The organism is Citrobacter sp. wls718 (genome assembly GCF_005280945.1).
GTDB classification, from domain to species: Bacteria; Pseudomonadota; Gammaproteobacteria; order Enterobacterales; family Enterobacteriaceae; genus Citrobacter; species Citrobacter gillenii.
The window spans coordinates 86,217-105,222 of record NZ_SZWV01000053.1 but is presented as its reverse complement, the minus strand read 5'-3'; the positions used below and the strand labels follow the sequence as shown (position 1 = coordinate 105,222).

The following is a 19,006-nucleotide window of genomic DNA, read 5'->3' as shown; positions in this document are numbered from 1 at the left end:
TCCTTACCAGTTCCACAAAGTGCCATCTTCCAGGCGCGCGACGGGCAAATAGGCCGGATCGTACGGATATTTCGCCGCGAGTTTTTCGTCGAATTCAATACCCAGACCCGGTTTGTCACCAGGGTGCATATAGCCGTTATCGAACGTCCAGTTATGCGGGAAGACCTCCAGCATCTGCTCGGAATAACCCATATATTCTTGTACGCCGAAATTTGGCACCCACAGGTCAAAGTGCAGCGCAGCAGCCATGCAGACAGGTGACAAATCAGAAGGTCCGTGAGAGCCGGTGCGCACCTGGTACAGCGACGCAAAATCCGCAATGCGACGCATGCCGGTGATGCCGCCCGCATGGGTAATGGTGGTGCGGATGTAGTCGATCAGCTGTTCTTCGATCAGCTGTTTGCAATCCCAGATACTGTTGAAGACTTCCCCTACCGCAATCGGCGTCACCGTGTGCTGGCGAATCAGTCGGAAACATTCCTGGTTTTCAGCTGGCGTCGGATCTTCCATCCAGAACAAACGATACTGCTCAATGCTTTTGCCAAACCGCGCGGCTTCAATCGGCGTCAGGCGATGATGCATGTCGTGCAGCAGGTGTTCGTTGAAGCCGAATTTGTTACGCACGGCGTCAAATAACTGAGGGGTAAAATCAAGGTACTTTTCCGTCGACCACAACTGCTCTTCCGGCCACTGCCCTTTGGTCGCTGGCTCATAGGCCAGGCCTTTGCCTTTTGACATACCGTAGGTGGTTTTCATACCCGGCACGCCGCACTGGACGCGAATCGCTTTAAAGCCCATCTCCTGATGGCGCGCGTAATCTTCCAGCACATCGTCAATGGTACGGCCGGTGGTGTGGCAGTAAACCATCACGCCTTCGCGGGACGCGCCACCCAGCAGCTGATAAAGCGGCATATTCGCGGCTTTCGCTTTGATATCCCACAGCGCCATATCAACGGCAGATATCGCCGACATCGTGACCGGACCACGACGCCAGTACGCGCCTTTGTAGAAGAACTGCCAGATGTCTTCAATGCGGTGCGCGTCGCGGCCAATAAGTTGCGGACACACATGGTCCTTCAGATAGGACGCAACGGATAACTCACGTCCGTTCAGCGTGGCATCACCTAACCCCGTGATCCCGTCCTCAGTGGTAATTTTTAGCGTGACGAAATTACGCCCTGGACAGGTGACAAAAACTTCAGCCCCTACAATCTTCATTCTCTATTCCTTACATCGCTGTGTCTGATGCAGGAAATTTACTCAACTGAGCTACTACCATACAAGTATAATGATCGTAAAATCGCTAGCTGATCACAAAAAAAGGCGCTATGCGCGCCCCCATCCAGCCACGATGATCAACATCCCGCACAGCGCGATCAACGCGCCAGACCAGTCGTACAGGCTCAGTTTTACACCATCAACAATGCGCAGCCACATCAGTGCGGTTACCACATACACGCCACCATACGCCGCGTATACGCGCCCGCTCGCGGTCGGGTGCAGCGTCAACAACCAGACAAACAAGGCCAGTGACACCCCTGCCGGAAGAAGCAACCAGGCCGTTGCGCCTCGCTTTAACCAGAGCCAGGGTAAAAAGCAGCCGATAATTTCGCACAGCGCGGTGATAAAAAAAAGTAATGTCGTTTTAAGCATGGACAGTATTCAGTGACGTTTGGTTTAAACATGATACGACAGAATGCGGGCAGTTTATCCATATCCGCCAGGCGGGTATGACCCGGAACAGGAATGGTGTAGAATTTAACCCTGTTTTATCGTTTTTTGCCTTTCTCATTAAAGGAATTCACCATGAACAACACACTGAGCAAGCGCCTGTGCCTGACGGCCATGTTGACGCTGGCGGCAGTTGTATACACCTCCTCCGCCTTTGCTGAAACCAGCAAACTGGTCATTGAGTCCGGCGACAGTGCCCAAAGTCGTCAACAGGCGGCGATGGAAAAGGAACAGTGGAACGACACGCGTCAGTTACGCCAGAAAGTAAATACGCGCACTGAGAAAGAGTGGGATAAAGCCGACGTGGCCTTTGACAGCCGCGATAAATGCGAGCAAAGCGCCAACATTAATGCCTACTGGGAACCGAACACCCTGCGCTGCCTTGACCGCCGCACCGGCCGTACCGTCGCGCCATAATTTTTATGCCCAATAAAGGAAATGGAAAGGATACGTTATGACAAGCGCCCTCAGTGTTAAGCTGCGCCCGCTGGAGCGTGAAGATTTACGATTTGTCCATCAGCTTGATAACAATGCCAGCGTGATGCGTTACTGGTTCGAAGAACCGTACGAAGCGTTCGTTGAGCTGTCGGACCTGTATGACAAGCATATTCATGACCAAAGCGAACGCCGCTTTGTGGTGGAGTGCAACGGTGAAAAAGCCGGTCTGGTGGAACTGGTGGAAATTAACCATGTACACCGCCGTGCCGAATTCCAGATCATTATTTCGCCAGATTTCCAGGGCAAAGGTCTCGCCACACGCGCGGCAAAACTGGCGATGGATTACGGTTTCACCGTACTCAATTTATATAAGCTGTATCTGATCGTTGATAAAGAGAATGAAAAAGCCATTCACATCTACCGCAAACTTGGTTTTATGGTGGAAGGCGAGTTGATTCACGAGTTCTTTATTAACGGACAGTACCGTAACACCATCCGCATGTGTATCTTCCAGCATCAGTATCTGGCGGAACATAAAACACCCGGTTCCAACCTGTTGCAGGCTACTGCACAGTAACGCGGTTAGTAGTAATCAATGGTGTTTTTAATCGTGTAATGGTGTTCAACTGCCGGCTTCACGCTATCATCAACGATGACAAGCTGGCAGTTGAGCGGATTCGCATGATCATCGTATTCACACGTTTGCGTGACGTTTCCCAAAGAACGATCGTTCAATAGACTCTCTGCCGTATAATCCAGTTTTTTCAGCGGATCGGCTGACGGTTTCGCATTAACACGTAACGTGTTGTCTTTACTGATGGTGGTTTTTCCCAGCGGATAGCCCTCCGCGTCGTACCGGTACTGCACCTGCATTTCTTTCCCTGTTCCTGAAACAACGAAGCCGTTATCGTCGGTGTCCCACACCACCCCGGCAGCAGGTAATTCCGCCAACTGGCATTTCCCCTGTAAACGGATCTTTTTTTCCAGCGTCTCGGCGTCCAGGTAATAGTTAGCATCCAGCACTAACGCCATTCCGCTGTTGCTCTCAGTATCGTGTAATTCCAGCGTATCAAAGCAGCCTTCTTGCGAGAGAGTGCCACGCACACGCTTGGCCACTTCACCGTTCTCATTCAGCAGTGTCTGGCTGAAATCTTTTACCGGACCACGCAGCGGATCAAACTCGAATTCATTGGAAAAACTGGCCATTTCCGGCGTGAAGGAAACCAACTCCTTGCCGTTATCACAGCCGATCAACACGACGCACAGGAAACCTAACAAGGTCTGTTTCTTCACATTTTTCACCGGCATAAAGAGATTATTCTCAATCATATTAGCAAATACAGTTATTTACACCAGAAATGCTAATCTTAATAAATGTCTGTCATGAAAGGAGTTGGTGATGAAACTCTCTACAGGAATTGTCACAAGTTTGCTTATCCTCGCCTCCCCACAGGTTCTGGCGGCACCTGAATCGTGCGAGAGAGTCAGGAGCGATATTGAGCAGCGTATTATTAATAATGGCGTTGCACAAGACAGCTTCACCTTAAGTATCGTGCCAAACGACCAGGCCGATCGACCGGATTCTCTGGTCGTGGGACATTGTGCCAACGACACGCATAAAATCCTTTACGCGCGTACCAGCAGCGGCAACGCCCCCGCCAATAGTACGCCATCTCAGGACGGTCACCCCGCCGAACCGCAATAAACCTGCCCTCCGTTCGCGGAGGGTTACGCTTAATTTGATATGCATTAATAAGCCCTACCCCAGAATAGGTAAACTCAGCCCATCATTAGCATGCTATTAATTTCGTTGTGACACGTAATATATAGCGATAACTATAATGGAGTGGGTTATGTCTGAAGTTGACCAATATGGAGGTATTAGCCGCAGGACGTTAGTGAAGTCCTCGGCTATCGGTACACTCGCGCTTGCCGCAGGTGGCGTATCACTGCCTTTCGGGATGCGTACCGCCGCCGCTGCGGTACAGCAATCAATCTCGCCGGTTGAAGAAAAAATCGTCTGGGGCGCATGCTCAGTTAACTGCGGCAGTCGCTGTGCTTTGCAGTTACATGTCAAAGATGACGAAGTTTGTTGGGTAGACACCGACAATACCGGCGATGACATCTATGGTAATCACCAGGTCCGCGCCTGCCTGCGCGGTCGTTCTATCCGCCGACGTATTAATCACCCTGACAGGCTTAATTATCCTATGAAGCGTGTTGGTAAACGTGGTGAAGGTAAATTTGAACGTATTAGCTGGCAGGAAGCCCTGGACACCATCAGCGCCGGTCTAAAAAATACCATACAGAAATACGGCAATGAAGCGGTATACATTAACTACACCTCCGGCATTGTCGGTGGCAACATTACCCGTTCTTCCCCTTATGCCTCGCTAGTGGCGCGCCTGATGAACTGCTATGGCGGCTTCCTCAGCCACTATGGGACGTACAGTACGGCCCAAATTGCAGCCGCAATGCCCTACACCTACGGCTCAAACGACGGCAATAGCACTTCAGACATCGAAAACACGAAACTGGTCGTTATGTTCGGCAATAATCCTGCCGAAACGCGTATGAGCGGTGGCGGTATTACTTACTTCCTGGAGCAAGCCCGGGAACGCTCAAATGCCAGAATGATTGTTATCGACCCTCGTTATACCGATACCGCAGCGGGTCGTGAAGATGAGTGGATCCCGATTCGTCCGGGCACTGACGCCGCACTGGTGGCAGGAATTGCCTGGGTACTGATTACTGAGGAGCTTGTCGATCAACCGTTCCTCGACAAGTACTGTATTGGTTATGATGAGAAAACCCTTCCGGTCGACGCTCCCACAAACGGACATTATAAAGCCTATATAATGGGTGACGGCGACGATGGCATTGCAAAAACACCAGAATGGGCATCACACATCACCGGGATCCCAGCCGCGCGCATTATTAAATTGGCCAGAGAGATTGGGAGCGCCAAACCAGCGTACATCTGTCAAGGATGGGGGCCACAGCGCCAGGCAAACGGTGAGCTGACTTCCCGCGCCATTGCCATGTTACCCATCCTGACCGGTAATGTGGGCATCAACGGCGGTAACAGTGGCGCACGCGAATCCACCTATACCATTACGATTGAGCGCATGCCGCTGCCCGACAATCCCATCAAGACGCAAATATCCTGTTTTAGCTGGACCGACGCTATCGCACGTGGAACCGAGATGACTGCCACCCGCGACGGCGTGCGCGGAAAAGAGAAGCTGGATGTACCGATTAAATTTATCTGGAACTATGCGGGCAATACCATTATCAATCAGCATTCGGATATCAATAAAACGCATGAGATCCTGCAGGATGATTCGAAATGCGAAATGATTGTGGTCATTGAGAATTTCATGACCTCCTCCGCCAAATATACCGATATTCTGCTGCCCGACCTGATGACCGTTGAACAAGAAGACATTATTCCGAACGATTACGCCGGGAATATGGGATACCTGATTTTTATTCAACCCGCGACTTCCGCAAAATTCGAGCGTAAACCCATCTACTGGATAATGAGCGAAATCGCGAAACGTCTTGGAGACGACATCCACCAACGGTTTACCGAAGGACGCACGCAAGAACAATGGCTGCAGTACCTGTATGCCAAAATGCTGGCTAAAGACCCTGCACTGCCTTCGTATGATGAGCTAAAAAAAATGGGGATCTATAAGCGTAAAGATCCTAACGGGCACTATGTCGCCTACAAGAAGTTCCGCGAAGACCCTGATGCCAATCCACTGAAGACACCGTCAGGCAAGATTGAGATCTACTCGAGTCGACTGGCAAAAATTGCCCGTACCTGGGAACTAGAGAAAGATGACGTGATTAGTCCGCTGCCTGTTTACGCATCGACCTTTGAAGGCTGGGACGATCCCAAACGCAGTCACTTCCCACTACAGCTATTTGGTTTCCACTATAAATCTCGAACCCACTCAAGCTACGGCAACATCGACGTTCTCAAAGCATCCTGTCGCCAGGAAGTCTGGATTAACCCACTGGATGCGCAAAAGCGTGGTATTTCCAATGGCGATATGGTGCGTGTTTATAACGATCGTGGCGAAGTGCGTATTCCCGCAAAAGTGACCCCGCGTATTCTCCCCGGCGTTAGCGCAATGGGCCAGGGTGCCTGGCACGATGCTGATATGTCTGGCGACAAAATTGACCATGGTGCCTGTGTTAACACACTCACCACCCAGCGCCCGTCACCGTTAGCCAAAGGTAACCCGCAGCACACTAACCTGGTTGAGATTGAGAAGGTTTAAGGAATAGCTCATGAATGCGCAGTACGGATTTTTTATCGACTCCGCCCGTTGCACCGGTTGCAAAACCTGCGAACTGGCCTGTAAAGACTATAAAGATTTAACCCCGGATGTTAGCTTCCGGCGTATTTACGAATACGCAGGGGGTGACTGGCAGGAAGATAACGGCGTCTGGCAGCAAAACGTCTTCGCCTATTATTTGTCGATCTCATGTAACCACTGCGAAGATCCGGCCTGCACTAAGGTGTGTCCGAGCGGAGCCATGCATAAACGTGAAGATGGCTTTGTCGTTGTTGATGAGGACGTGTGTATTGGCTGCCGCTATTGTCATATGGCCTGCCCTTACGGCGCTCCGCAGTACAACGCGACCAAAGGACATATGACCAAATGTGACGGCTGCCATGACCGCGTTGCCGACGGTAAAAAACCCATCTGCGTTGAGTCCTGCCCGTTACGCGCGCTGGACTTTGACCCCATTGATGAACTGCGCAAAAAGCACGGGACGTTGGCGGCGGTGGCTCCACTACCGAGAGCACACTTTACCAAACCGAATATTGTGATTAAACCCAACGCCAACAGCCGTCCAACCGGGGATACCACCGGTTATCTGGCAAACCCGAGGGAGGTGTAACATGGGCAATGGATGGCATGAATGGCCGCTGGTACTGTTTACGGTACTAGGACAATGCGTCGTTGGCGCGCTGATTGTGAGCGGGCTATGTTGGCTCTCCGCCAAAGATGATGCGACAAGACAGCGTCTCGTTCGCAGCATGTTCTTTCTGTGGGTGGTGATGGGCATCGGGTTTCTCGCCTCGGTAATGCACCTGGGCTCTCCACTGCGGGCACTTAATTCACTAAACCGGGTCGGTGCCTCGGCGCTGAGTAACGAAATAGCCAGCGGATCGTTATTTTTCGCCATCGGTGGCGTCTGGTGGCTGGTGGCTTTTCTCGGTAAAATGCCCGCAGCGCTGGGTAAAATCTGGCTGCTGGTGAGCATGCTCCTCGGCGTTGTATTTGTCTGGGCGATGACCCAGGTTTACCAGATAGAGACCGTGCCGACCTGGTATAATGGTTACACCACCGTGGCCTTTTTCATGACGGTGTTGCTGAGTGGCCCGCTGTTTGCTGCCCTGCTACTGCGTACCGTTCGCGTCTCATTTAACGCCGCGACATACGCCAGCATTAGCGTTCTGGCCCTGTTGGTTTGCATTGGGGTTATTGCTCTACAGGGCGTGTCGCTCGGTGAAATTCACAGTTCGGTGCAACACGCAACGGCGCTGGTACCCGAGTATGGCCGTTTGCAGGTTTGGCGCATCCTGTTGCTCGCCGCCGGTCTGGGTTGCTGGATTTGCCCCCTGATCCGCCGCAAAGAACCTCATATTACAGGTCTGGCGCTCGGCTTAATTCTCCTGCTTGCCGGTGAAATCATTGGCCGCGGATTGTTTTACGGTCTGCATATGACAGTCGGTATGGCTGTTGCAGGTTAACTCACGAGTGCGGGGAAGCCCGCACTTTTCAGGATTGTTTGCATGACCTCTTTTTCTCAACGTGACAACTTCTCCACCGCCGCGCGCGTGCTGGGTGCACTATTTTACTATGCGCCAGACAGCGCAGAAGCGGCCCCGCTCATTAGTGCGCTAAGAGCCAATGGCTGGCAGACGCAATGGCCACTGTCTGACGATACGCTGTGCGAACTGGTTAGCCAGTTTCAGATTGAAGCCGATGAATCACTCTCACAGGCCTGGCAGCGTTTGTTCGTTGGTCCGTACGCACTGCCTTCTCCGCCATGGGGTTCCGTCTGGCTGGATCGTGAAAACGTCTTGTTTGGTGAATCCACGCTGGCATTGCGTCAGTGGATGCGCGACAACGGTATCCAGTTCGACATGCAGCAAAACGAACCCGAAGATCACTTCGGCTCTCTGCTGCTATTAACCGCCTGGCTTGCTGAAAATGGCCATCACAACGCGTGCGAACAACTGCTGGCCTGGCATCTGTTACCCTGGTCGGGCCGTTTCCTCGAAGTCTTTATCGAGAAAGCCGATCATCCGTTTTATCAGGCCCTGGGGGAACTGGCCCGACTCACGCTGGCGCATTGGCAGTCGCAGTTGCTGATCCCCGTCGCTGTGAAGCCATTATTTCGTTAATGCATCATTTGCACGCCTATCCCGACCTGCGCGCGATGCTTCGCCGTCTGGTGTTCGCTGCGCTGATTGGTATCCTGGCAGCACTGGCGGTGGCCGGGTTCCGCCACGCCATGCTGCTCCTGGAGTGGCTTTTCCTGAGTAATGATACCGGCAGTCTGGTTAATGCGGCGTCCAGTCTGTCACCACTGCGACGCATGCTGACCCCGGCTCTGGGCGGCCTTACCGCAGGCTTACTGCTGTGGGGCTGGCAGAAATTTAACCGGCAGCGCCCGCAGGCGCCTACGGATTATATGGAAGCACTGCAAACTGACGGCCAGTTTGACGTTAGCGCCAGCCTGGTGAAGTCGTTGGCGTCATTGCTGGTGGTCGCCAGCGGGAGTGCCATCGGACGTGAAGGCGCCATGATCTTACTGGCGGCGCTGGCAGCATCCTGTTTTGCACAACGCTTTACCCCACGCACGGAATGGAAGTTATGGATTGCCTGCGGTGCTGCCGCCGGCATGGCCGGTGCGTACCATGCGCCACTGGCCGGCAGCCTGTTTATTGCTGAAGTCCTGTTTGGCACGTTAATTCTGGCATCGCTGGGACCGGTTGTCGTCTCCGCCGTTGTCGCCTTGCTCACCACTCATTTACTCAGTGACAGCAACGCGCTGCTTTATACCGTGCATTTGTCGCGAGGGCTGCACGCGTTGGACTATCTGATGATTGTCAGTACCGGCGTGGCGGCAGGGATCTGCGGCCCTCTCTTTATGTGGCTGATGACCACCAGCCACACCGGTTTTTTACGCCTGAAACTTTCACCACCGTGGCAGCTGGCGCTGGGGGGATTGATCGTTGGCGTGCTGTCGTTATTCACACCAACCGTTTGGGGAAATGGCTACAGCGTGGTGCAGTCGTTTTTACTCTCCCCGCCGCTGCTTTCGGTTATCTCCGGGATTTTTATCTGCAAATTACTGGCTGTACTGGCCAGCAGTGGTTCTGGCGCGCCGGGCGGTGTGTTCACACCGACCCTGTTTGTCGGCCTGTCGGTTGGTATGCTGTTGGGTCGCCTGTGGGGATTCTGGTTTCCCGGTACAGATGAGATTGCGGTGCTGCTGGGATTAACCGGGATGGCGACGTTGCGACGTTGTTGGCGGCGACAACGCACGCACCGATTATGTCTACGCTGATGGTCTGTGAAATGACCGGGGAGTATCGTCTACTCCCCGACTTATTGATTGCTTGCGTCGTGGCTTCCGTGCTGTCGCGAACGTTACGCCATGACTCTATCTACCGACAGCACGCTGCCGAGCATTGACAGTCGGATATACTGAGACAGCTCTCGCTGCTCTGCGCGCGGCAGGTACGGCAACTCGCCGATCAACGGGGCAGGTAATTTCTTGCCGAGCACGTCGATGATTTCAGCGTAATGCGCCAATCCGGGGTTAATGCGGTTCGCTACCCAACCAATCAGCGGCAGTCCGTCACTGGCAATCGCCTGCGCCGTAAGGATGGCATGATTAATGCAGCCTTCCTGAATCCCCACTACCATCAGCACGGGTAGCTGTTCCTGAACCACCCACTCCGACAACGGACGCAAATCGTTCATCAGACTGCGCCACCCGCCGGTCCCTTCGACCACCACGTGATCAACCTTTTCGCTCAGGCTGGCGAGTCCATTGGACAACAGGGTGTAGTTGATCGGGCCGCTATGCGCCACACTACTTTCGTCTTCGCTCAGCGCAATAGGATTGACCGCCTCGTAAGGCAATTCCAGGGAAGAAACGCTTTGCAGCACCAGCGCATCTTTGTTCCGCAAGCCTTCTGGCGTCTCTTTGCTGCCTTTAGCCACGGGTTTATAACCCGCAACACATTTACCCCCTGACGCTAACGCTTGTAGTAATGCGCGGGAAACCACTGTCTTCCCAACAGAAGTGTCTGTACCTGTAATAAAGAAACGCTTCAGCATCACTAACTCCACCGTTATGCTTTGAAAATATAAGCCAGGAAAATAATACAGTGGAGAAAGTCTAAGGTAAGAGAACCTGAATCAGCTTGAGATAGCGCAATTTTTTGTACAACAGTTAAAAAATGTTAACCCTGTAATAGACGAATCAACAAAGAACCGTTATACATCGCGTCCTTCACGAGTGCGGCCCCTGCCATCGTTCCCTGATTGGTAAACTGTGTGCTCTCAACAACAATGTGCTTACTGTAGGCTGGCAACGCCTGTTGGCGAATACTGTCAGCAATGGTCGGAAACAGAATATCTGCGGCCTTGCTGAGCGGAGAACCGATCAAAATCTTTTGCGGGTTGAATAAATTCACCATGATGGCCAGAATGCGTCCCACATGCGTACCGACGCCGTTAATAATATCTTTCGCCAATAAATCACCCTGCATGGCGGCAAGGCATATTGAATCCACCGTCAACGGTTGGCCATGCAGTGAGGAGCTCATCGACTGCTTCAGACGCACCTGTGCGAGTTCAAGAACGCTGTCTACACTGGCTATCGTTTCCAGACACCCATGATTCCCGCAGTAACAACGCTTGCCATACGGGTCCACCTGCGTATGGCCAATCTCGACCAGACTGCTGCTGCCCGCATGCAGTAAATGGCCGTCGGTGATCACCCCCGCGCCCACGTTGTGGTCAATCACTACCTGAATCACGTCGCGGGCACCGCGCGATGCACCAAAAAGCGCTTCAGCCATGGTCCAGGCGCTGATATCGTGCTGAATGTATACCGGTACCCCGGTATGACTCTCCAGCGCGTCACCCAGTGGCATCTCTTTAACGTCATCGTAAAACGGCATGCGATGAACGATGCCATTCTCGGTATCGATAATGCCCGGCATGGTGATGGCAATGGACGTTAAGCGTTCAAGCTTTTGCTGATGACGAATGAAGAATTGATCGACCTGCGCAATCACACGATCGAGCAGCGGGATCTCGGAGACCAGCGCCATTTCAAGGCAATCTTCAACCACCAGTTTGCTGCTGAGATCGCGCAGTGCGAGAAAAATTTCGCCACGACTGATACGAATAGATAAGTAGTGCCAGGCTTCCGTCTCGACAACCAGGCCAACGGCCGGACGCCCACGACTCCCGGCTTCTTTGATTTCCAGTTCTTGCACCAAATGTGCTTCGAGCATTTCGCGGACAATCTTGGTAATACTGGCAGGCGCTAATTGCGCCAGGCGAGAGAGATCAATACGCGATACCGGTCCGAGCTGATCTATCAGGCGATAAACCGCGCCCGCATTGGTCTGCTTAATTTGATCGATATGCCCAGGCTGACTATCAGCAACCACCACTTACTCCCTTTATTTTCGCGCTCCGAAATAATCTGTAGGCTATGGTGAAGTACTTCAATGGTTTCCGTCAACTTTTTACTTAGCCGTGTGATTTACCGCACATTTTCACCGGTTTTTAAACTAATTTAAGCACGTTGTACCGCCGCTAAAAGCTGCTGGCGAAAGCGTTGCGCAGCATGGCTTTGCTCGCGATGTTTAGGCCACACCAGCCACATTTCAGATACAGCATCCTCTTCTGCTATCGGTACCCAACACATTTCATACAGCTGTACCCGTTTAAAGGAGGCTGGCAGAATAGACACCCCCAACCCCGCCGCCACCAGGCCGATAATGGTCATCGCCTCCCCGACCTCCTGAGTAATAGTCGGCTTCAGATCGTAGCGACGCATCAGGCCAAGAATATCGTCATACAATCCGGTCCCCACGTGCGGGTCAAAAAAGACAAACGGCTCGCGGGCAAGTTCCGCCAGAGTAACAACCGGCTTTTGTGCCAATGGATGCGCTCGAGGGATCATCGCCATCAGCGGTTCGTGCAGGATAACCTCCCGGTGCAGAGTGTCAGGCAGTTGCGTATTGCGCAGCAGTCCCATATCCAGCGTCCCTTCGCTTAATGGGGCAATTTGCTCGCGGGTATTCATTTCACGGGTTTGCATATGCACATCGGGGTAAGCCTGGCGAAAAAAGGACAGCGTATCTGACACCGCCTTAATAAACGGTGCTGAGGAGGTAAATCCGATACGCAACTCACCCGCTTCGCCCAAATGCAGACGTTCAGCTCTTGCTGCAGCTTCATTCACCAGCCCGAGGATCTGCCGACTGTCGGCCAGAAACTGCCTGCCTGCGGCGGTCAGCGCCACGCTGCGGTTGGTTCGCGCCAGCAATCTGGCACCCACCTGCTGCTCGAGGATTTGGATCTGTTGGCTCAACGGAGGTTGGGAAATGTTCAGCCGCGCCGCCGCACGGCCAAAATGGAGTTCTTCCGCAACCGCCACAAAGTAGCGCAGGTGACGCAGTTCAATATTCATATTTTTAAAATATTATTTGAGATTATTAATATATTAGACAGAATATTGTGATTTTCATACTCTAAAGACTAGTCCTGTATACCCAATGGATTTCATGTGAGCCGTACAACTACTGTCGATACTGCCCCGACAAGCGATGTTGATGAACAGAATATCTCCCCGCCAGATGCGTTTATAAAACGCGGCACCGCCTCTTTTATGCGCGTCACGCTGGCACTGTTTTCCGCCGGGCTGGCGACATTTGCCCTGCTGTATTGTGTACAACCGATCCTGCCGGTACTGTCCCATGAGTTTGGCGTATCGCCTGCCAGCAGCAGTATTTCACTGTCTATCTCCACCGCCATGCTGGCAATCGGTCTCCTGTTTACCGGCCCGCTTTCCGACGCCATTGGCCGCAAGCCGGTAATGGTCACCGCGCTCCTGCTGGCTTCCTGCTGCACCTTACTTTCAACGATGATGACCAGCTGGCACGGTATCCTGATCATGCGTGCATTGATTGGCCTGTCATTAAGCGGGGTCGCCGCGGTAGGTATGACCTATCTCAGCGAGGAGATCCACCCTAGCTTTGTCGCCTTTTCGATGGGGCTGTATATCAGCGGTAACTCGATTGGCGGCATGAGTGGCCGGTTGATCAGCGGAGTATTTACCGACTTTTTTAACTGGCGTATTGCGCTGGCGGCTATCGGCTGTTTTGCGCTGGCCTCCGCGCTGATGTTCTGGAAAATCTTACCCGAATCCCGCCACTTCAGACCGACGTCACTGCGGCCTAAGTCATTGTTTATTAATTTCCGCCTGCACTGGCGTGACCCCGGATTGCCGCTACTTTTCGTGGTCGGATTCTTATTGATGGGGTCGTTTGTCACGCTGTTTAACTACATCGGCTACCGCCTGATGCTGTCGCCCTGGGAACTCAGTCAGGCGGTGGTCGGCCTGCTGTCCGTGGCTTACCTTACCGGTACCTGGAGTTCCCCCAAAGCAGGGTCAATGACCACCCGCTACGGTCGTGGCCCGGTGATGTTGTTCTCGACTGGCGTGATGCTCGTAGGCTTGTTGATGACGCTGTTCACCTCACTGTGGCTGATTTTTGCCGGGATGCTGCTCTTTTCCGCCGGTTTCTTTGCCGCACATTCGGTGGCCAGCAGCTGGATTGGTCCGCGCGCTAAACGCGCCAAAGGTCAGGCCTCGTCGTTGTATCTGTTCTGTTATTACCTGGGATCGAGCATTGCGGGTACGCTGGGTGGCGTTTTCTGGCATAACTACGGCTGGAACGGCGTCGGCGGGTTTATTGCGTTGATGCTGATCCTTGCGCTACTGGTGGGGTCCCGTTTACATCACCGTTTGCACGCCTGATTGTGATGCCCGGTATCGCCGGGCACACCGCATTACGTGGACGGCACGAATGCCTGAGCCGCGATTTGCATGCCCACCACCGTCCCGTTCATCAAGATATGCAGCATAATTGGCATCAGTATGCCGTTACTTTTAATTCGGGCTTAAATCAGAACCAGTGACACGATAAACAACAGCAATAACGTCCTAAAATCCACATACTGCGTGTGCATCAGCGCGAAAATGGCGGACACCACCGCTGACGTCAACCAGGTTTTATCCTTGAACCAGTACTGAAAGGCATTGAACAGGCAGCCGCGGAAAATCATTTCCTCATAAACCGGGGCAATAAATATCAGCGACAAACTCGACAGCCACAGCGCATAACTACGTAGTGATACCTGGGTTGTCACCCATTCTTCATTTTGTCTTATTCCCAGCAGCCAGGGCCCGGCAAACTGCACCAGCAAAAGTGCGACAAATAAAATACCAAACCACGTCACGTTAAACGTGCCCTTTCCCAGACCTGCTCTTTTGCTAAAAAAGAAATAATACAGCGGTACCAGCACAACGAACTCCGCAGCAAACAGCAGTGGGAACAGTAATCCCTGCGCCTGTAACAGCGCGCTTTCAGCAAAAAAAAGGGGGACAAACGTGAGGCCAAACATCAGAATAAACATCGAAAAACAACCGGATACTGCCCGAGTTCTGGCGATATAGTCACTACTGATTTCCTGTTGCATACCGGCTCCCTGCTAAAAGATTACGCCATAGTTTAAAACATCAAATTTTGTTTATGATAAAAAGTATCATTATCACTTACAAGCTACCAACATTTCGCATTCTCTGCCGAGGAATGGGTAAATGCGGTAAATCACGTTAGACTCACAGGTCTGGTCCAACAGAACGAGAACGAAAATAATGAGTAACAGTACGAATTACCAACAGCTCACCCGCACGTTCCAGCGGCTCTCTCGCTTCTCCCACCTCTCGGCTATCGCCAGTTGGGACATGTTCACCATGATGCCTCCTGGTGGCAGCCAGGCCCGTGGCGAAGCGCTGGCGGAACTGAACGTCCTGGAACATCAGCTGTTAACCGATCCTAAGGTCGCCACCTGGATTGCCGGCGCGCAACACGAAGAATTGAATGATGTTGAACAGGCCAATTTGCGAGAAATGTCGCGTCTGCATCATCAGGCATCATTGTTGCCGGAATCACTGGTTGAAGCCAAATCCCTTGCGGGTAGCCGCTGCGAACACGCCTGGCGCAGCCAGCGCCCGGCCAATGACTGGGAAGGTTTTGCTGAGAACCTGAAGGATGTGGTGAAGTACAGCCGCGAAGAGGCCAGGCTGCGTGCCGAGGCCAAAGGTTGTTCACCGTATGATGCGCTGCTGGATGTGTTTGAACCAGACATGACCAGCGCCCGCCTGGACGTGTTATTCGCCGACCTCAAAGGCTGGCTCCCGGACCTGTTAAGCAAGGTGGTCGCCAAACAGTCCCGGCAATCGTTAATCGCGCCGGTTGGCCCTTTCCCGACGGCGGTGCAGCGCGAGTTAGGCCTTGAGACCATGGCGCAGTTGGGATTCGACTTTGCCGGCGGACGGCTGGACATTAGCGCCCACCCATTCTGCGGCGGCGTACCGGAAGATGTGCGTATCACCACACGGTATGATGAAAACGAACTGCTGAGCGCACTGTTTGGCGTTATCCATGAAACCGGCCATGCCCGCTATGAGCAGAACCTGCCGCGTAACTGGTCCGGTCAACCTATCGCCCTGGCACGCTCGACCGCGATTCATGAATCCCAAAGCCTGTTCTTTGAAATGCAACTGGGTCGAAGCAGCGCCTTCCTGACGCGGCTAATCCCGGCGGTGAAGCGGCATTTTGGCGATCAACCCGCCTTTGAGGAAAGCAATTTTATCGCCTGGAACCAGCAGGTGAAGCCGGGCTTTATCCGCGTTGATGCCGATGAAGTGAGCTACCCCGCCCACGTGATCCTGCGCTACGAAATCGAGCGAGCACTGATTAACGGCGACATTGAAGTCGATGATATTCCGGCCTTATGGAATGAGAAAATGCAGGCGTGGCTGGGGCTGTCAACTATCGGCAATTACCGTAATGGGTGTATGCAGGATATCCACTGGACCGACGGTGGCTTTGGCTACTTCCCTTCCTATACCCTTGGTGCCATGTATGCAGCACAGTTGTTTAGTGCGGCAAATCGCGCGTTGCCGGGGTTAGAAACGGCCATTGCTCAGGGTGATTTCAGCGCACTGTTTGACTGGTTACGCCAGAACATCTGGCAGCACGGTAGCCGCTTTACCACCGAACAGTTGATTACGCAGGCCACCGGTGAACCACTCAGTAGCCGCTATTTCCGCGCACATCTGGAAGCCCGTTATCTGTAATTGCTTACCGTGAGTCATTGTACATATGGTTACACGCCGAAACCAATGACTCACGGAAGCCTTGATATTACAGCGATATAGTTATTTCAACGGCCCCGCAGTGGGGTTGAATGAAAAACCAAATCGAGGGTATGACAATGAAAAAAGTATTAGCTCTGGTTGTTGCCGCTGCTATGGGTCTGTCTTCTGCTGCATTTGCTGCTGAAACAACGGCCACCACGACTCCGGCCGCTGCAGCCACCACCAAAGCAGCCCCGGCTAAAACCACACATCATAAAAAACAGCACAAGGCGGCACCGCAGAAAGCGCAATCTGCCAAGAAACACACCAAAAAAACCACCGCTAAACCTGCTGCAGAACAAAAAGCACCAGAGCAAAAAGCACAGGCAGCTAAAAAGCACAGCAAAAAAGCCGTAAAACACGACGCAGCTAAACCTGCGGCTCAGCCAGCGGCATAATCCGTCAGAAATAACGCTGGCGTCCCCCACGCCAGCGCCTACGGCGCTAGCTCTTGTCGGTTTAGCGCCGCGTTTCGGAGGGTAAAAGGGTGTCCCATTACCGCTTTGAGTTCATTCTTATTACACTGATAATTTGCGGCCTTATTGCCACGCACTTTTATCTTTCCTGAGTGTAGTTACCTGATTTTACTCCCACTTTCCCACCGTCCCGTCTATAGTATTCATTGAGGGTTTGCTTTTAATAATCATAATTCCCCACCAGAGTGTGATATGCATAAAACCATTGCGGTATTACTGGGTTCTATTTGTCTTTCTCCTGTCGTTGCGCATGCGGATCGGCCAGCAACGCCTGCCACTGAAGCTGAAGACATTAATACGCTCTTCTTTGGTCATGACGATCGCGTACAGATCCCAGACCCGACTCAATCTCCCTGGGACGCCATCGGACAACTGGAAACCGCCAGCGGTAACCTGTGTACGGCCACGCTCATTTCTCCGCATCTGGCCTTGACCGCCGGGCACTGTCTGTTAACGCCCCCTAAAGGCAAGCCGGATAAAGCCGTTGCGCTGCGCTTTGTGTCAAAAAAAGGCGTCTGGCGCTATGAAATCCACGGCATTGAGGCACGGGTTGATCCTTCACTTGGCAAGCGCTTAAAAGCGGATGGCGACGGCTGGATTGTGCCCCCTTCTGCGGCACCCTGGGATTTTGGTCTGGTGGTGTTGCGTTACCCCCCATCAGGAATTACACCGCTTCCCTTGTATGAAGGCGATAAAACCGCATTAACCGCTGCGCTGAAAGCCGCCGATCGCAAAGTCACTCAGTCAGGCTACCCGGAAGACCATCTGGACGATCTGTATGCGCATCAGGATTGTGTAGTGACCGGCTGGGCGCAAAACACCGTCATGTCTCATCAGTGCGACACGCTCCCAGGTGACAGCGGTTCCCCATTGATGCTGAAGACAGATGCGGGCTGGCAATTGATTGGTGTGCAGAGTTCCGCGCCGGCGGCGAAAGATCGCTGGCGGGCCGATAACCGCGCGATTTCGGTCACCGGTTTTCGCGATAAACTGGACGCGTTAGCGAAGGGATAACAACATGCTGCCCGCAGATACAGGCAGCATTTTTATCAGGCGAGTTTAATCATGATCATACCGGCCAGCAACAATGCCACGCCGATCCAGCCTTTATTATTCAGGCGCTGACCAAAAAGCACCCAGCCTGCGGCCAACGTGGCGGCAATCCCGAATCCCCCCCACAGGGCATAAGCAACGGAAAGGTCGATGCCTTTTACCGCCTGAGACAGCGCACTAAAGGCTGCCAGCACGGCGACCAATGACAGCACGCCATAGGCTTTACGACGAAAACCATCGGAAAATTTCAAAAAAACGTTAGCGACAATTTCCAGCACGATGGCCATCCCCAACCAGGCGCCGTGAACCCATTCAAACTGCTGCATGGGTCACCTCGCCCCTCGCTTTTGCTGGCTTTCGTGTGCCTGATTTAATCAGCACGATACCGAACACTAGCGAGACTAATCCGGCCACCTTCATCGCCGACAGGGTTTCGTCAAATAACAGCACGCTAAACAGCGTAATAAATAAAATACCGATACCTTCCCATAACGCGTAGGCCACGCCGAGGGCGATTTTTTTAACGGCGAAACTGAGAAAAATATACGATAAGGCGATCATTACCAGCATTAAAATAAAGCCCGCATTACCATTACCTACGCTTGCCCATTTCATCGACAGCGTACCTGTAATTTCAGCCGCAATGGCCAGACCTAATAAAATCCAGTAAAACATGATACTTCTCCTGCTAGAGAATAAAGTCCTATGGGCTTACCGCATGCAGCAAACCAAAAAATAAAATCTGATAGCTCAGC

Annotated in this window: 19 protein-coding genes and 2 pseudogenes; 12 read left to right on the top strand and 9 right to left on the bottom strand. The window is 52.7% G+C overall.

Going from position 1 to position 19,006, the window contains the following annotated elements:
* Positions 1-3: 3 nt before the first annotated feature.
* Both rspA and FDW95_RS10875 read right to left on the bottom strand, forming a co-directional pair.
* Complete coding sequence (rspA, locus tag FDW95_RS10880) at positions 4-1,218, bottom strand: starvation-sensing protein RspA (RefSeq protein ID WP_096757093.1); 1,215 nt, start codon at positions 1,216-1,218, stop codon at positions 4-6.
* A gap of 108 nt (positions 1,219-1,326) precedes the next feature.
* Entirely contained in the window at positions 1,327-1,653 is a 327-nt protein-coding gene (locus FDW95_RS10875) for a YnfA family protein (protein ID WP_115258531.1), read from the bottom strand.
* A gap of 153 nt (positions 1,654-1,806) precedes the next feature.
* On the opposite strand from FDW95_RS10875, the gene FDW95_RS10870 reads away from it, so the two are divergent.
* Both FDW95_RS10870 and speG read left to right on the top strand, forming a co-directional pair.
* The gene (locus FDW95_RS10870) at positions 1,807-2,148 is read left to right on the top strand and encodes a DUF1283 family protein (RefSeq protein WP_096757095.1); all 342 of its coding nucleotides are present in this window, start codon (positions 1,807-1,809) and stop codon (positions 2,146-2,148) included.
* Positions 2,149-2,185: 37 nt separating this feature from the next.
* The gene (gene speG, locus FDW95_RS10865; RefSeq protein WP_115258532.1) at positions 2,186-2,746 is read left to right on the top strand and encodes a spermidine N1-acetyltransferase; all 561 of its coding nucleotides are present in this window, start codon (positions 2,186-2,188) and stop codon (positions 2,744-2,746) included.
* A gap of 5 nt (positions 2,747-2,751) precedes the next feature.
* On the opposite strand, the gene FDW95_RS10860 is transcribed toward speG, so the two are convergent.
* Positions 2,752-3,462 (bottom strand): YnfC family lipoprotein, encoded by a 711-nt coding sequence (locus FDW95_RS10860; RefSeq protein WP_115259945.1) that lies wholly within the window; start codon positions 3,460-3,462, stop codon positions 2,752-2,754.
* A 106-nt stretch (positions 3,463-3,568) separates the two neighbouring features.
* Between FDW95_RS10860 and FDW95_RS10855 the strand changes: the two genes are divergently transcribed.
* The 6 genes and pseudogenes from FDW95_RS10855 to clcB all read left to right on the top strand — a co-directional run bounded on the left by FDW95_RS10855 (position 3,569) and on the right by clcB (position 9,899).
* On the top strand, positions 3,569-3,874 hold the full coding sequence (locus tag FDW95_RS10855) for a DUF1161 domain-containing protein (RefSeq protein ID WP_115258533.1): 306 nt from the start codon (positions 3,569-3,571) through the stop codon (positions 3,872-3,874).
* 148 nt (positions 3,875-4,022) lie between these two features.
* Positions 4,023-6,461, top strand: a complete 2,439-nt coding sequence (ynfE, locus tag FDW95_RS10850) for a selenate/tellurate reductase subunit YnfE (RefSeq protein WP_115258534.1) — start codon at positions 4,023-4,025, stop codon at positions 6,459-6,461.
* A gap of 10 nt (positions 6,462-6,471) precedes the next feature.
* Positions 6,472-7,089 carry a DMSO/selenate family reductase complex B subunit gene (locus FDW95_RS10845; protein WP_115258535.1) on the top strand — a complete coding sequence of 206 codons (618 nt, stop codon included), beginning with the start codon at positions 6,472-6,474 and terminating at the stop codon, positions 7,087-7,089.
* A 1-nt stretch (position 7,090) separates the two neighbouring features.
* A complete protein-coding gene (locus FDW95_RS10840; protein WP_115258536.1) occupies positions 7,091-7,945 on the top strand; it encodes a dimethyl sulfoxide reductase anchor subunit family protein in 855 nt (284 codons plus the stop codon).
* Between the two features lie 42 nt (positions 7,946-7,987).
* On the top strand, positions 7,988-8,602 hold the full coding sequence (gene dmsD / locus FDW95_RS10835) for a Tat proofreading chaperone DmsD (RefSeq protein ID WP_115258537.1): 615 nt from the start codon (positions 7,988-7,990) through the stop codon (positions 8,600-8,602).
* Positions 8,602-9,899, top strand: a pseudogene (clcB, locus tag FDW95_RS10830) (voltage-gated ClC-type chloride channel ClcB). Before dmsD ends, clcB begins: the two are co-directional and overlap by 1 nt.
* On the opposite strand, the gene bioD reads toward clcB, so the two are convergent.
* The 3 genes from bioD to FDW95_RS10815 all read right to left on the bottom strand — a co-directional run bounded on the left by bioD (position 9,855) and on the right by FDW95_RS10815 (position 12,924).
* Positions 9,855-10,550: a dethiobiotin synthase gene (gene bioD, locus FDW95_RS10825; protein ID WP_096757100.1), complete on the bottom strand. Its 696-nt coding sequence runs from the start codon at positions 10,548-10,550 to the stop codon at positions 9,855-9,857. The pseudogene clcB and the gene bioD sit on opposite strands and share 45 nt — an antisense overlap.
* Positions 10,551-10,675: 125 nt before the next feature.
* Complete coding sequence (mlc, locus tag FDW95_RS10820; protein WP_115259946.1) at positions 10,676-11,896, bottom strand: sugar metabolism global transcriptional regulator Mlc; 1,221 nt, start codon at positions 11,894-11,896, stop codon at positions 10,676-10,678.
* Between the two features lie 128 nt (positions 11,897-12,024).
* On the bottom strand, positions 12,025-12,924 hold the full coding sequence (locus tag FDW95_RS10815) for a LysR family transcriptional regulator (RefSeq protein WP_115258538.1): 900 nt from the start codon (positions 12,922-12,924) through the stop codon (positions 12,025-12,027).
* Between the two features lie 96 nt (positions 12,925-13,020).
* Between FDW95_RS10815 and FDW95_RS10810 the strand changes: the two genes are divergently transcribed.
* Positions 13,021-14,274: an MFS transporter gene (locus FDW95_RS10810; RefSeq protein ID WP_115258539.1), complete on the top strand. Its 1,254-nt coding sequence runs from the start codon at positions 13,021-13,023 to the stop codon at positions 14,272-14,274.
* Positions 14,275-14,306: 32 nt separating this feature from the next.
* On the opposite strand, the pseudogene FDW95_RS10805 reads toward FDW95_RS10810, so the two are convergent.
* Positions 14,307-14,996 (bottom strand): annotated as a pseudogene (locus FDW95_RS10805) (type II CAAX endopeptidase family protein).
* A gap of 178 nt (positions 14,997-15,174) precedes the next feature.
* On the opposite strand from FDW95_RS10805, the gene FDW95_RS10800 reads away from it, so the two are divergent.
* The 3 genes from FDW95_RS10800 to FDW95_RS10790 all read left to right on the top strand — a co-directional run bounded on the left by FDW95_RS10800 (position 15,175) and on the right by FDW95_RS10790 (position 18,212).
* Complete coding sequence (locus tag FDW95_RS10800; RefSeq protein ID WP_115258540.1) at positions 15,175-16,662, top strand: carboxypeptidase M32; 1,488 nt, start codon at positions 15,175-15,177, stop codon at positions 16,660-16,662.
* A 137-nt stretch (positions 16,663-16,799) separates the two neighbouring features.
* Positions 16,800-17,120 carry an acid resistance repetitive basic protein Asr gene (gene asr, locus FDW95_RS10795; RefSeq protein WP_115259947.1) on the top strand — a complete coding sequence of 107 codons (321 nt, stop codon included), beginning with the start codon at positions 16,800-16,802 and terminating at the stop codon, positions 17,118-17,120.
* 270 nt (positions 17,121-17,390) lie between these two features.
* Entirely contained in the window at positions 17,391-18,212 is an 822-nt protein-coding gene (locus FDW95_RS10790; RefSeq protein WP_115258541.1) for a serine protease, read from the top strand.
* A 35-nt stretch (positions 18,213-18,247) separates the two neighbouring features.
* On the opposite strand, the gene mdtI is transcribed toward FDW95_RS10790, so the two are convergent.
* Both mdtI and mdtJ read right to left on the bottom strand, forming a co-directional pair.
* Positions 18,248-18,577 carry a multidrug/spermidine efflux SMR transporter subunit MdtI gene (mdtI, locus tag FDW95_RS10785; RefSeq protein WP_040233868.1) on the bottom strand — a complete coding sequence of 110 codons (330 nt, stop codon included), beginning with the start codon at positions 18,575-18,577 and terminating at the stop codon, positions 18,248-18,250.
* The gene (mdtJ, locus tag FDW95_RS10780; RefSeq protein WP_170972989.1) at positions 18,564-18,929 is read right to left on the bottom strand and encodes a multidrug/spermidine efflux SMR transporter subunit MdtJ; all 366 of its coding nucleotides are present in this window, start codon (positions 18,927-18,929) and stop codon (positions 18,564-18,566) included. Before mdtJ ends, mdtI begins: the two co-directional genes overlap by 14 nt.
* Positions 18,930-19,006: the final 77 nt, after the last annotated feature.

Coding starts and splice junctions, on each gene's coding strand:
- rspA (WP_096757093.1), bottom strand. CDS start 1,218: ATGAAGATTGTAGGGGCTGAAGTTTTTGTCACCTGTCCAGGGCGTAAT.
- FDW95_RS10875 (WP_115258531.1), bottom strand. CDS start 1,653: ATGCTTAAAACGACATTACTTTTTTTTATCACCGCGCTGTGCGAAATT.
- FDW95_RS10870 (WP_096757095.1), top strand. CDS start 1,807: ATGAACAACACACTGAGCAAGCGCCTGTGCCTGACGGCCATGTTGACG.
- speG (WP_115258532.1), top strand. CDS start 2,186: ATGACAAGCGCCCTCAGTGTTAAGCTGCGCCCGCTGGAGCGTGAAGAT.
- FDW95_RS10855 (WP_115258533.1), top strand. CDS start 3,569: ATGAAACTCTCTACAGGAATTGTCACAAGTTTGCTTATCCTCGCCTCC.
- ynfE (WP_115258534.1), top strand. CDS start 4,023: ATGTCTGAAGTTGACCAATATGGAGGTATTAGCCGCAGGACGTTAGTG.
- FDW95_RS10845 (WP_115258535.1), top strand. CDS start 6,472: ATGAATGCGCAGTACGGATTTTTTATCGACTCCGCCCGTTGCACCGGT.
- FDW95_RS10840 (WP_115258536.1), top strand. CDS start 7,091: ATGGGCAATGGATGGCATGAATGGCCGCTGGTACTGTTTACGGTACTA.
- dmsD (WP_115258537.1), top strand. CDS start 7,988: ATGACCTCTTTTTCTCAACGTGACAACTTCTCCACCGCCGCGCGCGTG.
- bioD (WP_096757100.1), bottom strand. CDS start 10,550: ATGCTGAAGCGTTTCTTTATTACAGGTACAGACACTTCTGTTGGGAAG.
- FDW95_RS10815 (WP_115258538.1), bottom strand. CDS start 12,924: ATGAATATTGAACTGCGTCACCTGCGCTACTTTGTGGCGGTTGCGGAA.
- FDW95_RS10800 (WP_115258540.1), top strand. CDS start 15,175: ATGAGTAACAGTACGAATTACCAACAGCTCACCCGCACGTTCCAGCGG.
- asr (WP_115259947.1), top strand. CDS start 16,800: ATGAAAAAAGTATTAGCTCTGGTTGTTGCCGCTGCTATGGGTCTGTCT.
- FDW95_RS10790 (WP_115258541.1), top strand. CDS start 17,391: ATGCATAAAACCATTGCGGTATTACTGGGTTCTATTTGTCTTTCTCCT.
- mdtI (WP_040233868.1), bottom strand. CDS start 18,577: ATGCAGCAGTTTGAATGGGTTCACGGCGCCTGGTTGGGGATGGCCATC.